The 15,046-nt window shown below is 44.8% G+C and carries 10 protein-coding genes and 1 riboswitch; of the genes, 8 read left to right on the top strand and 2 right to left on the bottom strand.

Translation table 11 applies throughout. From position 1 onward, the window contains the following. Positions 1–8: 8 nt before the first annotated feature. Together EV213_RS02545 and EV213_RS02540 are read right to left on the bottom strand one after the other, a co-directional pair. The gene (locus EV213_RS02545) at positions 9–1,172 is read right to left on the bottom strand and encodes a Gfo/Idh/MocA family protein (protein WP_133578924.1); all 1,164 of its coding nucleotides are present in this window, start codon (positions 1,170–1,172) and stop codon (positions 9–11) included. 1,113 nt (positions 1,173–2,285) lie between these two features. Next, positions 2,286–3,836 carry a bifunctional metallophosphatase/5'-nucleotidase gene (locus EV213_RS02540; protein WP_166639133.1) on the bottom strand — a complete coding sequence of 517 codons (1,551 nt, stop codon included), beginning with the start codon at positions 3,834–3,836 and terminating at the stop codon, positions 2,286–2,288. 158 nt (positions 3,837–3,994) lie between these two features. Continuing rightward, positions 3,995–4,068, top strand: a riboswitch (cobalamin riboswitch). 136 nt (positions 4,069–4,204) lie between these two features. Here EV213_RS02540 and EV213_RS02535 point away from each other — a divergent pair. The 8 genes from EV213_RS02535 to EV213_RS02500 all read left to right on the top strand — a co-directional run bounded on the left by EV213_RS02535 (position 4,205) and on the right by EV213_RS02500 (position 15,035). Further along, complete coding sequence (locus EV213_RS02535) at positions 4,205–6,358, top strand: S-layer homology domain-containing protein (protein WP_133578922.1); 2,154 nt, start codon at positions 4,205–4,207, stop codon at positions 6,356–6,358. Positions 6,359–6,439: 81 nt separating this feature from the next. Then, a complete protein-coding gene (locus tag EV213_RS02530) occupies positions 6,440–7,168 on the top strand; it encodes a DUF4430 domain-containing protein (protein ID WP_133578921.1) in 729 nt (242 codons plus the stop codon). Then, on the top strand, positions 7,129–8,016 hold the full coding sequence (locus EV213_RS02525; RefSeq protein WP_133578920.1) for an energy-coupling factor transporter transmembrane component T: 888 nt from the start codon (positions 7,129–7,131) through the stop codon (positions 8,014–8,016). Before EV213_RS02530 ends, EV213_RS02525 begins: the two co-directional genes overlap by 40 nt. Continuing rightward, entirely contained in the window at positions 8,013–9,632 is a 1,620-nt protein-coding gene (locus tag EV213_RS02520) for an ABC transporter ATP-binding protein (RefSeq protein ID WP_133578919.1), read from the top strand. Before EV213_RS02525 ends, EV213_RS02520 begins: the two co-directional genes overlap by 4 nt. Next, positions 9,623–10,285 carry an ECF transporter S component family protein gene (locus EV213_RS02515; RefSeq protein WP_133578918.1) on the top strand — a complete coding sequence of 221 codons (663 nt, stop codon included), beginning with the start codon at positions 9,623–9,625 and terminating at the stop codon, positions 10,283–10,285. The genes EV213_RS02520 and EV213_RS02515 overlap by 10 nt, the downstream gene beginning before the upstream one ends. A 417-nt stretch (positions 10,286–10,702) precedes the next feature. Next, positions 10,703–11,044 (top strand): hypothetical protein, encoded by a 342-nt coding sequence (locus EV213_RS02510; RefSeq protein WP_133578917.1) that lies wholly within the window; start codon positions 10,703–10,705, stop codon positions 11,042–11,044. 371 nt (positions 11,045–11,415) lie between these two features. Then, entirely contained in the window at positions 11,416–13,236 is a 1,821-nt protein-coding gene (locus tag EV213_RS02505) for an ABC transporter ATP-binding protein (RefSeq protein WP_133578916.1), read from the top strand. Then, positions 13,236–15,035 (top strand): ABC transporter ATP-binding protein, encoded by a 1,800-nt coding sequence (locus EV213_RS02500; protein WP_133578915.1) that lies wholly within the window; start codon positions 13,236–13,238, stop codon positions 15,033–15,035. The genes EV213_RS02505 and EV213_RS02500 overlap by 1 nt, the downstream gene beginning before the upstream one ends. Positions 15,036–15,046: the final 11 nt, after the last annotated feature.

The raw sequence follows: 15,046 nt of genomic DNA, 5'->3' as shown, positions 1-15,046 counted from the left end.
TTCCTCCTTTAATACGTACCTTTAACATCCAATGTTTTAGACGCAGATCGATCTTTATCTGAAGTCGATGCCGCTATCGCTTCCTGCAACTTTTTGTAATAAAGATCTTCATCAACCGGAAGATCTACCCAATCGTCAAGCCAACTAGAAAGATGAATTGCATTTGAAATCTCAAGCCCTCGAATACCTTCTTCTCCAGGCGCGAGCAATGGCGAGCCAGAACGTATGGCATTGATCCAATCCTGGGTAATGCCTTGATGTTCTGAATGATTTCCTCTAATAGGCACATTAATTTCCCAGCATTCCGGTGCTCCAAAACCACCTTTGTAGGTCGCGTTAAATTCGCGTTCTGGCGTTCGGAGCCTATGAAATGTTAGTTTGCCATTCTCAATAACGACTTTTCCGTTGTTCGCAGAAATTTCATAGCGATTTGTGCCTGGTGCCTCACCTGTCGAGGTCACAAATACGCCAGTGGCCCCATTTTCATATTCCACATAAGCGGTTACATCGTCTTCCACTTCAATCGAATGGTATTTGCCAAAGCCACAAAAGGCGCGCACTCTTTTTGGCATAAGACCTGTTGTCCACTGCCACAAGTCAAGCTGATGGGGGTCCTGGTTCAAAAGAACACCGCCACCTTCTCCTTCCCAAGTCGCACGCCAGCCGCCGGAATCATAATAACTTTGGGGCCTGTACCAATCTGTAATAATCCAATTGGTACGTTTAATTTCTCCCAGCTCGCCAGACTGCACAAGGTCGCGCAATTTCTGGTATATCGGATTGGTACGTTGGTTGTACATGATGCCAAACACGGTGTTGCTTTTTGCTGCTGCAGCATTCATTTGTTTCACTTGTTTTGTGTATACTCCGGCAGGTTTTTCGACCATGACATGGAGTTGATTTTCAAACGCTTTGATAGCTAATTCAGTGTGGCTATAATGTGGTGTCGCAATAAGAACTGCGTCAACCACTCCTGATGCCATCAGCTGTTGCGGATCCTGAAATCGTTGTACGCTGTCCCCCCACTGTTTTTCGGCCCACGCCAATCGTTCTTCATTGTGGTCAGAGATCGCCGTAAGAACCGCGCCATCGATTGCCTTGCGATAAAGATATTTAGCATGATTTGTTCCCATATTGCCAAGTCCGATAATTCCTACTCTAACATTTTCCAAAAGCTCACACTCCTTTTAGTCGTTGCATCGCTTTCGTTTCCTTCGTTGCTTTACGTCGGATGAAACTTATTCCATTCTCTCACATCGCATTTCACCTTAAAAAGCAAACGCTTTCACTAAATATAAATACGATAGCTTCTTTAATCTGATGATGTCATTGTACTAAATATACAGATTTATTGGATGACCGCTATTGACACATTCCTAAAGAAAATTGACTAGAATTGCGGTCTCTATAAAACGATGGAAAAGCTTTGCGTTTCACAGATTCAGAGTGTAGACAAGGATATAGCGCAGACTTCATTCAAAAAATCAGCCTGGATGATAACGGTTGCCTTATTTAAGTGCAGAGTCTGGCGCTTCATACTTTTTGCTTCTACAGTACTACCTCTTTCTTATTACTCAACTTTCGCACCTTACAATCTGCAGACATGCTTAGATATAGCTGGGTAAACCTGCAATTTATTTTTCAGGTTGCTTATTCTACAAGCTGCCATACGCTTGCAGAATTTGTAATAACATTAAATTCTACCGCTGCCTCAATACTAAGAAACAGTTGAACTTCGGGAACCAGATAATATGATTCTGCAAGAGACAATGCGCTTACTTGTCTTGTTTGCTAAAGCAATACAGCTTAATTCACTTTTCCATTTTCTCCATAATGGAAGACCAAGAAAGAACTAAAACACTTTACGCAGAAACAACCATCAGCGTAGTCAAAATACGCAGACTCCAGCGGGAACAGCGCGAGCTGAAGATCCCATTGGAAAGCTTGCTTTCCGATGAAGCTGAAGCCGTGCCAGGCGGTAAAGTAAACACGATGAGGTACTCGCGAATCGATGTTGACCTTATACCTTTAGGATGCAAGCGAAGTATTTTGACGAAGCGCTAGAGAGCACAAGTGCAACATGGACTCAGATGTACCTCATCGTGTTTACAATACACACAAGATGTCAATCGATCGTTCTCACCTTACTTCTTCTCAGCCACTGCCTGCGTTTAAGGTAATTTTTGCACTGCGAAAGTTGTCTCTATTAATAACTCAATTTCAAAAAGCACGAACCCCCTTGGTACAATAGGAAGGATTCGTGCTTCATTCATTTCTACACAAGATTATTCATTGCATGTTTTCTTTAAGATCATGCCCTCATGGGTCCGTTCTCCATGAAGCGTCCCCGTCTCTTTAATATAGTCGATGAGCAATCGTGAAATACGGGTCGGTACTTGATCAACGAGCTTGCCTTTTGTGAGCATAGGATACATGCCTCCACCAGCAGCGCGGTAATGATTCATCGCCACAGAGTAAACACTCTTCGGGTCAAGCGGCTTTCCTTGATGCGAGATATGCGTAACTCGCTCCCCAACTGACCGATCCAGACAAACGGTGTAGGCAATGCCACCCCAAAAATCATAATTGTAATGCTGGGGTTTCGGCTCTAAAAATCGTTTTGATACGCGAATGTCATCCTTTTCTAGCGCAAAGTAGCTTACTGATTGTTCAATCGCTTCTTTGATGACCTCACCTGTGAGTTCCACCACGACGAGCATGTTGGGGAACATATAATTCGTCAACACGTCACCAATCGTGATTTCTTCTTTAAATCCCGGCGACGATTCGCTGAGCATAGACGTCACAGAAATCTCCGCACCAGTCGCTTGCATTTGCACAGTATGGATCAAATCGACATATGCATGGCCTGACTGCTTCAACTGCAAAGGGTCTGTGATTTCCAAGTCATGTGACACAGCCGTTCCAATGCGTTCCTCTAACCATTTCTTTGACGCATCTGTTTGCGCTTGCGTAGCTTCTAAAACCGCTAGACTAGCTTCCATTTCAGGCGAATGCAGTTTTGCCTGCTTCGAGACAATAGACCACCGATCACTATTTTTCTCAAACACAAGCTCGATTTCTCCAAGCTGCTTTGCATGGGAGCCTGGTTGAATCACCGTAACCCCTTTTATGTTATTCTCAGTTATGGAGCGATGCTGATGACCGGTAATAAGCGCATCTATGCCTTCTATTTGCAGCAGCTCCATCCCCTGATTTTCGCCGCGGTGCTCTTCTAGCCACTCTCCACTATGTAAATCTTGGGCAAAGCCTCCATGATACGAGATGACCATTGCATCTGGCGCATGCTTGTTACGAATATGCTTCACCCATGTCTTTGCCGTTGAAACAGGCTCATCAAACCGAATCCCTTCGATATGGCTTGGTTGTTCCCACCACGGAATTCGGAATGTCGTTACCCCGAGCACAGCAATGCGAATCCCTTGCTCCGTTTCCAAAAGACGATATGGTTCACCAAACAAAGGCTCTCCACTAGTTTCACGAACCAAATTTGCAGACAACCAAGGGAACGAGGATTCCTCCACAGCCTGCTCTAGCATTGCAAATCCGTAGTTAAATTCATGATTGCCAACGACCGCCATGTCATAACGCATGGCATTCATCGCCGCGATTGCTGGGTGAGGCATGTCCGATTGATCCGCTGCAAAATCCAAGGCTGGTGTCCCTTGCAATACATCCCCATTATCGATCAAGAACACTGAGCCGTCTTCTTTTCTCTTCTTCGCAATGACAGCGTCCAAATTAGCCAAGCCGTTCTCCCTGTATTGTCCGTGCACGTCACTGGTAACGAGTAAATGGACATGATGTTTGTTCATTTTGCTTCCACCTCTCTCACTCTCTGATTCGATCATACTAGATGCGGTGGCGAAACACACCCTTTTTCACCCCCCACCTGGGTTCAATTTCATTGGACGCTCTCCTGTTTTTCATGTAGGATAAGAGTGTTAAAAATGAAACTGAACATGCTTTTTTGGGGGAAGTTGGTGAGAAACCAACGCGGTCGCGCCACTGTAAGGTCGCTTTAAGAACGACCAAGCCAGAATACCCAAGACATACATGACACTCGGTTGTTCTACGCGTACTAGATCACCTTGGCGGGCACCTATCCTACGATAGGACTGGCTGATAAACCAAGGCTGACACTACGCGTGTCAGTTTTTTTGATAAAAAAGGGGGATGAGGGATGAACACCTCACGAAAAACAGGACGAACTGGTAAACAGTGGTCCATCGCATGTCTGCTTGTGCTTTTCTTCGCATCTGTAGTACCTGCAAACACCTATGCTGCCGAAACATCTGTCATCACGCAGCAATGGGAAAAAACAAAAGCGTTTTATCAACAATCAGAACTTCTTGCAGATGATTGGGGTAGCATTCATCGTCTCTATGCTGGGCTCCCCGTTGACGAAGCTTATTTACAAACCGTCAATACAAAGATTTCTGAAGGAGCGCTTCCGAAAAAACCAACATCCGTGGCGCTGACAATCGTTGGCCTTTCCGCAGCAGGCGTCAATGCTGAGCAGTTTGTTGATGTAAACTACGTCAACCAGCTCTTGTCTATGGAAAAAAGCTCTCTCTCTGCTGGAACCAATGAAGCTGCGTGGACGTTGCTCGCACTAGACAGTGGATCGTATACCGCCGATGACACCGTTACGCGTGATTGGCTCATCTCAACGTTGTTGGAAATGCAACAAACGGATGGGACGTGGCCAGGGTTCCAACCAGATATGACAACAATGGCCATGACGGCATTGGCTCCTTACAATACGTCCGATCACCCTGACATTCAAATGGCAATCAATAAAGCCGCTAGCGCCTTCGAAGGAACCATCCCAGACAACAGCAACTCAATCGCGCAGCTCATCATCGCGCTCAGTGCCAATGGTATGGATGCCAATGCCACACCATTTACAGATGACAAGAGCACCTCCCTCGTTGATGCGTTGCTATCCTATGCCTTAGAGGATGGCAGCTTTTATTGGAACGCTGAACAAACAGAAAGCAATGCGTTTGCAACGAAGGACGCGTTTCACGCCTTGCTTGCGTATGTGACGTACCAAAAAGAAGGCAAAGGGCAAATATACAATGATTTACTGCAAAAACGTAACAATTTGGACCAACCAGAGTCAGGAAATCAAATCACTGATGAACCAACGACTACAGCCCCTGACGAAAAAAGCGTAAACATTAAGCTCACAGTCAGTTCCAATGCAAAGCAACTAGCTTCAGAAAATGTCGAAGCGAGCACACCACTACAAGGATTAAAAAAAGTGTTGGAGCAAAATGACATTCCCTTCACGATTCAAGATACTGAATTTGGTCCTTATCTTTCAGGTATTGCAGGCCTTGAAGCGGGAACGATTGATGCGAATGCAGGCTGGCAGTTTGCCATCACACGCGACGGCAAAACTTCCCTTCCGGGTGCCGCTGCCAATGCACCTGAGCTTCTTGAAGCGGGAGATGGTATTCATTTCTTTTACGGTGGCTTTGGCGTGGGTCCAGCAAGTGATGCATCGGCAACAATCATTGGACCATCAACAATTGCTGTTGCAGTCGAAAAAGCCGTCACAACGTATGATTCATCCTACAACGCATCCATCACATACGTTCCAGCTTCCGATGTTACTGTTTCGTTTGGCGGAGCAACAGCGACAACAAACGCGCATGGCATCGCTGTGTTGAACAATGTGACCGATGGCGCCGATGTCATAAAGATCGATGATTATCAAGCTGATTCACTCCCATCCATCGTGCCGTCTACGATACCCATTCAACTAGATGGGATGGTCGTTGATGAACTATGGGTAGATGCTTATGCAAAGGCATCTGTAAAAAAGGCGATTGAAAACGAATGGATGCGTACACAAGAGGTCACTGGAGCATTTCTTCCTGATATGTCATTGACCCGCGCCGAGGTGATTCAACTTTTAATCCAACACTTGCCTCATAAACCCAGCAACAGTACTCCCTTATTTGCAGATGTCACAACCTCATCGCCTTTCGCCGATAGCATCCATGCTGCCCATGAAGCTGGATGGATTAAAGGTGAAGAGGACGGGAATTTCCACCCTAATGAAGAGGTGACACGCCAGGAATTGAGCCTTATACTTGCGCGTGCTTTACAGCTTCCTGCTACAGAAGTCGACGGTTCATTTAACGATGAGACAACCATTTGGCCAGAAGCAAGACCAGCCGTGTATGCCCTACACTCTGCTGGCATTTTCAAAGGCACGGGCTCTCTTTTCCTACCTTCAGAGAACGTCACACGTGAGATGGCGGCTGTTATTCTTGATCGTCTCCACACCTTCAATGAATCCAGTCACGCGAACGCCTCATAAAAAACAGGGGGACAGGCATTAGGCGGTCCTCCTTTTTATACACATCAGTTATCATTTACATCGAGAAAGGAGGCCCAATGGATGAAATCCAATACAAACGCTCGTTCACTTCTAAGTGCACTCATTGTTCTCATTGGTCTTGTCGCGTGTAGCAGTCCATCTCCTTTGTCTGTGTCAGAGCATGCTGAAAAAAACGAGCTCGCACAAGAACGGAAAGGAATTGCTGAGGAACGTTTTGCTGATAACGCTGAGATTTCATCGCAATCAGGTGATGAAATCGACCTCCCGCAAAATGAGGAAGTTGAAACAGATCCTCCAGAAACACCTGAAAAAAAACCGTCTACTCAGGGGGCTTCATTAGCTTCAGAAAAAGAGGCACCAAAGACAGAGAGCGACCAACCAACAGCTGAGTCTTCTCCTCCTTCAGCGAGTACAACTCCTCCGCCTAAAGAACAAGCAGTAAAGGAAGAAGCTCCAAAAAAATCAGTGGTATCCATTTCGATTATTGGTCTAGATGGACCGTTGCTCAATAACGCGTCCATTCCTGTTGAAGATGGGGACTCGGTATTTGATGTTCTCGTCACATCTGCGAAAAAGGAGCGTTTGCCTGTCGATTCCTCCGGAGCAGGCGCGCTGGTTTATGTGCGAGGCATTCAGTCGTATTATGAATTTGACCATGGGCCAGCAAGTGGATGGATGTTTACAGTAAACGGCGTGCCAGGAAACAAAAGTGCTGGTGCAACAGACGTTGTTGAGGGGGATGTGATTGTTTGGGAGTATACAACAGAACTTCCTCCGCCTACGCCATAAGAACAGACGGGTACGCCGGGCTTCATGGAATCCCTGTTGTTTTGCATATGGTAGGCTGTATGCTTGGCCTCGTGGTGCTCAGGCACCCGCTTTTGCTCTTCTTCTGGGCAGTTTGCACCGCCTGGCTCTTTTTCTATTTTCACGGTCGAAAGGGCTTCAGCTTGTTCATTTGGACAAGCGTGCCAGCACTGTTTATTGCTGTGCTTAACCCATTGACGTCTCAGCGTGGGGCGTATGTGCTCATCTATCTTGGTGACCGTGCGATCACTGCTGAGGCTGTGTTGTACGGTGTGTCGATGAGCCTAACCTTTTTAATAACCGTCTTGCTGCTCGCCATTATCAGTAAGAGCATGACGCCAGGAAAGTGGCTTGATCTGACACACCGATTTTCACCCGTGTTTGCAATGCTCGTGATCACGACATTGAGAATGATCCCCCTCTTTCAGCGTGAGTTTTCTACGTTATATGGGGTCCAAAAAACCAAACCATCAGCGTCAGCTAAATCGAGAGGCCGTGTGTATCATATGAAATTGCTAACGGTCTTTTTTCAATATGTGCTGGAAAAATCAGTACTTTCAGCAGACGCCATGAATGCTCGAGGGTATGGCTCTGGACCACGGACGAGCTATCGCCCCATTCGTTGGACATGGCGTGATCGCAACTGGCTCATTGGAAGCCTTGTACTGCTTTTGTGTTCACTGGTAACGTCCATGTTTGGTGGGGGCAGCTATCAGGTGTACCCTCGTGCTGAATCAATTGTCCTTACTCCTATCGATTGTATTGCTTTGTTTTGTTGGATCGCCTATACGCTCTGGCCACTCGCTGTTGAAAGGAGACATCGTCATTGATTTCATTACGCAATCGAAGCTTTCAATTTGCCAATAGCGCTAAAAAAACACTTGAAGACGTAACGACAGAGGTTCGTTCAGGAGAGTTTGTTTTGCTCATCGGGCCAACAGGTTCTGGAAAAACAACCTTGCTCAGACAGTGGATCCCTTCTCTTGTTCCGTTTGGTGAGGTTCATGGAGAAGCATGTATCGATGAAGTTGACGTTACGACACTTCCCAAACGTGACATTGCCAAAAGTATTGGCATGGTGTTTCAGGATCCCGATCGGCAGCTTGTGATGGAAACCGTTTCACAAGAGCTCGCTTTTACGCTTGAAAATGTTGGCATTGCGTCCGATGTTATCCGCAAACGCATGATGGAGGTCGTCTACTATCTTGACCTTCACTCCCTTCTCCATGTCTCTGTAGACGCCTTGTCAGGTGGACAAAAGCAGTTGGTGGCACTCGCCTCTGCTCTTATGCTCCAACCACGCGTATTACTGCTCGATGAACCAACCTCTCAGTTGGATCCGGTAGCAGCCAAGCAATTTTTGTCGGTGTTGGTCCAGATTAACCGCGAATTAGGGACCACTATTGTTTTATCTGAGCATCGGTTTCAGGAAATGTTGCCTTTGGTCGACACGGTTTGGATGATGGATAATGGCCAGCTTGTCTTTCAAGGAAAACCGATTGAATTTGTTCATCAAGCGAATGACTCTTCTTCTCCCTTTAAATCGTTTTGTCCAGATGTGACCCGACTCTATTTAGAAAAAGCGCCAGCTATAGACTTAACGAGCCCTCCCATGGACGTTCGCTCCACAATGTCGTGGCTTCATACAGTGCGCCCAGCCTTTCAATCCGAAGCAAATGAACCAGCAGTTGTACGTGAGACACCGGTCTTGGCTTTTGAACATATCGATTTTCATTATCCGGGCTCTGAGGCCATTCTTTGGGATTGTTCCTTCCAACTTCATGCTGGGGACCGGATGGCGTTGTTCGGCAGCAATGGATCAGGCAAGTCCACGCTTTTAAAATTGCTCGCAGGCATTCACACACCACAAGCGGGAAGGTTCCGTTTGCACGGAAAACCATATAAAAAACGCCGTACAGAGCATGCAAAACAGATCGCCTATTTGCCTCAGCAACCTGCTTTGTTTTTTTCAGAAAACACGATTAGTGAAGAACTCACAGCTGCATTGACTGAGCCATCGATGCTTACGGAATTTGCCGAACGTTTTGGTCTTATACAGCTTCTTGACCGACATCCCTTTGATGTCAGTGGTGGAGAAATGCAGAAAGCTGCGCTCGCCTGTCTTATTGCCCGAAGCCCTGAAATATTGTTACTGGATGAACCAACAAAGGGACTTGATCCAATTGCTAAACAAAGGCTTCTAGAGCTTTTGGAAAATGAACTACCAGCGCAAACCGCGCTGTTGTTCACCACCCACGATATTGAATTTGCAGCAGTTGCCTCTAATCGTTGCGGTATGCTATTTGATCGGGCGTTACAAGTGGATGGTTCACCTAAAGAAGTTCTCACCGGCAACGCCCTCTATAGCACAACCATACACCGTGCCTTAAGAGATATGGCGCCAGGCTGTTTAACATTGTCGGAGGCGTTGGAGCGATGGCAGTGACAACAGTTTTGCGCAGCATCGCTATCCTTCTGCTCGGCAGTGGCATCTGCCTAGTTCTCATTCAGACGTACACCATTGCAACCGTCGTACTCCTACTCGCAGCCTTTTTGGTTTTTCTTGTTCGTCTAGAAAAGCGGCAGTTGACCGCTCGTGAACTCATTCTCATTGCTACACTTTCAGCTACAGCCGCCATCGCACGCCTGCCATTTGCAGCGATCCCTTCTGTGCAGGCCACCTCATTTGTCGTTATCGTCACTGGCGTTGTTTTTGGATCTGGTGCCGGCTTTCTTGTCGGCGCTGTGGCCGCCTGTGCGTCCAATCTTTTTTTAGGTCAAGGCCTTTGGACTCCCTTTCAGATGCTCGCTTGGGGGCTGATGGGAGCAGGCGCTGGCTGGCTACGACGAATGCCTACGTGGATCTTATGCTTCTATGGTGCCGTGACCGGTCTACTCTTTGGCTGGTTTATGAATGTTGTTACGCTACTTCCATTTTTAGAAACCATCTCATGGGAAATGGTCATCTTAACCTATGTGCAAAGCATCTGGTTCGACGTCGCCCACGCATGTGCAAATGTCATTTTTCTAGCCCTCTTTTCACGTAGCTGGATTCGACTGCTTACTAGATACCGCGATGTCCACGGTGTCTTGCATTAGAAAAGCTCGATCGCAGTGGACCGAGCCTTCGGGCTGTTTTCATTCAACCAGGTATATTCTACATTCTGAAAGCATGGTCCCCCGTTGACCATGCTTTTTTCGTTGCTCAACAGACACGCTTAGATATAACCGGGTAAGCCTGCAATTCAATGTTGGTGTTGCTTTTTATACAAGCTGCCATTCGCTCGCTTTCACTCTAAAGGGCACAAGCGCAGCAGCGACTCGAAAAGACCTCGTCGTGTTTTCTTTGCCGTTGGAGTCTCTCTAGTAGTTGCTTTTAATGATGGACTCATTTTATGATGTGACACGAATCAAAAAGGGATTCATCTAGTGATTTAAAGTCTAGAAGTCCGCATTGTTACTGAAAGACGACCTTCTTTAGCACTTTTATATTTACAGAATACAGCAGGCGTTTTTTTGAAGAAGTCAAATGATCTATATCACCTCGCATCCACTGATTTCACAATGAGCAAGTTAGCTAAACATAAAGTCCACCACTGGATCAATACTGCCCTAGATGATGTAATTTTGCATGAAAGGATGCACTTCCTTGTCTTGATTGGTAAGCAACACGCCTTAACACGCTTTTTTCTCAGTTATACGAGACCAATAAAAATAAAAACCATTTACGCAGAAACAACCATCAGCGTAGTCAAAATACGTAGACTCCTGCGGGAACAGCGCGAGCTGAAGATCCCGCAGGAAAGCTTGCTTTCCGAGGAAGCTGAAGCCGTGCCCGCGGAAAGCGGAGTGTTTTGACGCAGCGGTCTTGATTTCTTTACACCATAAATGGCACAAGTGCATCATCGACTCGAAAGGACCTCATCGTGTTTTTTTTTCACCCTACGGGTACAAGTGCAACATCGACTCGAAAAGACCTCGTCGTGTTTTCTTGCCGCTGGGGTCTCTCTAGTGGCTTCTTTATGACCTCATTTTTATGAAGTGAATTGAATTAATAAGGGGGATTCATCTAGTGATTTAGAGCGTAGAAGTCCGATTAGATACGTTTTGCTATATTACCTTATATTAATTATACCATGAAAAAATTGTAAAAAAAAGGGTGTTTTAATCCGAAATTTCATAATAAAATAAATTCATTGTTAATGCTGTTAAAGAAAAGGAGCTGAACGATGCGATTCTTTACTTTAATGACGAGAAAAATAGCGTACTCCATTCCTATTCAATGCCAAAAAACACTCCCGGTATTCTCCTTTCTTCTCGAAGTCGTTTGGAAAACCTCCAAAAGGTCTATGCTCTTCTTTTTTATTGTCATGATAGTGGCAGGTTCATGTACTGCTTTAGAAGCATGGGCGATTACCGAATTTATCAATGGCTTGCATGATACTGAACATCACTTATTCTTTTGGTTTCTATGTTTGATAGGCTCTATGCTTCTTAAGGAGGTTGCCATGTCTGCACAGCCTTTGATTGCAGGTCAGCTCAATGAAAACGTTGGGGAATATTTAAAAACAAGATGTTACGAGAAGGCGAGTTCTCTTGATTTAATAGGCTTCGACAGCGCTGATTATTACGATTCACTGGAGCGAAGCAAACAGGCGAGCAACAAAGATATTGGTTCAACGATTGAGTCGGTCGCCCGATTATCCATTCATTTCATTGAATTCATTGTTGTTATCATTGCCGTTGCACACATTCATGCCTATGCTGCCATTTTGTTGTTAATTGGCGTGACACCTGTCGCCCTCTCGTTGAAAAAAGCCAATCACGCTTTTATTCAAGTGAATTACCAGCAATCCCCTCTTCAACGTCAATTAAACTATTGGCGAGACCTTTCCACGAAAAAAGAATCCGCAGCAGAATTACGCTTGTTTGGCCTAAGCAATTTTTTTCTAAATCGTTGGAAAACGATTAGTCATCGAAAAATAGACGACATGTACAAGGCAAAGAAAAAAGTTGCCAACGAAACTCTTCTTTCCTTCTTAGGTGTAGAAATTCTAATTGGTGTTGTGATTGGAGCTCTTGTTTTTTCTGCTGTCTACGGAACCATTTCAATTGGTTTATTGGTGGCTACGCTATACCTCCTTAACCGTTTCGAAGAGATTGTCCGTATGACCTCCTTTTATATCGATGACATCTCAAGGTTTTACAATGATTTTCAGTACCTTCCCGATTTTTTAAAGCATAATGACATCGAAAAGCCACGAAAGAAAGTTTCTCCTAGGATCGCTGATGCCATCCTTGAATTTAAAGACGTCAGCTTTACTTATCCCGGACAAACGAAACCAGCCATTCATCACATTAACCTGACAATTCATTCGGGTGAAACCATTGCAGTCGTCGGTGAAAATGGAGCAGGAAAAAGCACAATTGCTAAGTTGTTTCTGAACCTTTATGAGCCAACGTACGGAACAATCGTCGTGAATGGTCTACGGCTCAATGAAACGGATTGGCAACCACATGCAAATGCCGTATTTCAAAACTATATGCGTTACCATTTAACGGTACGAGAAAACATTGGAATCGGTTCAATCACCGACATTCATAATGATGAGAAAATGTATCAAGCAGCTAAAGAAACAGATTTTTTGCAAGACATTCGCTTTCTTAAACAAGGATTAAATACAATGTTAGGACATCTATTTAGTGACGGAAAAGACTTGTCAGGAGGGCAGTGGCAAAAGATCGCTTTAGTCAGGTCGAATTTTCGCGATTCACCTTTCGTCGTCTTCGATGAACCAGCAGCATCCCTTGATCCCAAAACAGAATTTCAACTCTATCATCGGCTCAGAGATATGGCCATGGAAAAAACAGTTTTGTTTATCACACATAGACTGGGGTCTGCACAACTTGCGGATCGCATCATTTTTCTGAGCAATGGGACGATCTTAGAAGAAGGAAGTCATGAAAAGCTGATGCATCAGAATGGAGCTTATGCTCGGCTGTATAAACTGCAATCCAGTTGGTACACAACAAAGGAGGCAGGATTCTAGTGATTAAGGACCAAGAAGGCACTTTTCAACGCAGTAGAAGTTTTTTGAAATTCATTACATTCATCTTTACCGTTTCTCCAAAAGAAACTATCTTCTCTCTATTTCTCACACTCATTGTTGGCGTGCTTCCTTTCCTTAAACTAGTGATTCTCCAGAATTTCATTGATGATATTGTCACTTTATTAGAAACAAAACATCTCAGTGCTTCTTTACTTGTGTGGGCATCGGCATTTTTTATCCTCTCAATAATGCAAATTATTGTCTTACGTTATAGCCTTGTTTTCCAAGACAATGCCCATGAACATATTAAAGAAAACATGCAACAGAATATTATTCAAAAAGCACAATCTCTGCCCCTCATTTCATTTGAAGAAAACGCTTTGTATGATCAACTGAAAAGAATCCAAGCTGGCATTGACCAGCGTTTTTATTCCACAATGACATTCCTTTTTAGAGTGCTTACTTCTACCATAACATTAGGTTCTTTGCTGTTTTATTTTAGTACGTTGACATGGACAATTCCAATACTCGTAGGGGCTGGTACGCTACTATTTTGTTCCATACGAATCATCCCACTGTATGCAAAATATATATTGCAACGACGGCAAACAGAAGGTGAAAGGAAGCTTGATTACCTTGCCGATCTACTCACTGGGAAAGAGGCGGCTGCGGAGCTCCGATTGTTTGACACAGGAGCGTATCTTCTACAGCGATGGCGTTACTTAAACAGCAAGTTGAGAAAGCAACGCCTTTCGCATACGTATCAGGAATTTATCTATCATGTCATCAGTACAATTGGCCTTGTTTGTACGCTTGCCATTGCCCTTTTTATGATCGTCGACTCGCATGTAAACGGTGGTGTAACAATCGGGGCATTGACTGCCTTAATCACAGGCATCATTCAATTTCAAAGCCAAACAAGGTCCTTTTTATGGGGCGGCGTTCTCGTTGTAAATGACTTAAAATACATGGACGAATATTTTGATTTCATGGACCTCCAAACAGAAAACTTCACGGGGCTAGTGCTCGGTATGGGCCCCATAAAAGAGATTGTTTTTGAAGACGTTTCTTTTTGGTACCCTCATTCAAAAGCACCGGTTCTCCAACATATAAACTTACGCATTACTGCTGGGGATCGCATCGCACTCGTTGGTGAAAATGGGGCCGGAAAAACAACGCTTATAAAATTATTGTTAGGCTTTTATAAACCAACAAATGGTCGTATTTTGATAAATGGATTGGATGCAGAAAAACTGAATCCAAAAGATCTGCGTGCAAGAATATCGGCTCTATTTCAAGACTTCCAACGTTACTCGCTGACAGTGAAAGAAAACATTGCAGTCGGGCAAATGGAAAAGATAGATATCGAGGAACAAATATCAAAGACAGCACATGCTTCAGAGGCTAATTCATTCATTCAAAGCCTTCCAAATACGTATGACACCTTACTCGGAAAGGATTTTGATGGGGTCGAATTGTCACAAGGCCAATGGCAAAAAATCGCTATTGCTAGGGCTTATCTACGTAATTCAGACGTCCTCGTGTTAGATGAACCTACTGCTGCTCTAGACCCTGAAGCAGAAGTTGCGGTGTATAAGCACTTTCAAAAAATTTCTCAAGAAAAAACCGTCCTTCTCATTTCTCACCGCATGGGCGTCACTACACTAGCCAATCGTATCATCGTTTTAAAAAACGGAATGATCGTTGAGCAAGGGTCGCCATCGGAATTAACGGAAATGGAGAATGGGCATTATGCAAAACTATTTCGTTCCCAAGCTGAATGGTATACCTCATTGTGATTCTCTGTTCA

The sequence above is a fragment of the Aureibacillus halotolerans genome, assembly GCF_004363045.1.
Taxonomy (GTDB): domain Bacteria; phylum Bacillota; class Bacilli; order Bacillales; family DSM-28697; genus Aureibacillus; species Aureibacillus halotolerans.
Note: the sequence above shows the minus strand (reverse complement) of the source record. Positions and strands in the feature narration are given on the sequence as shown.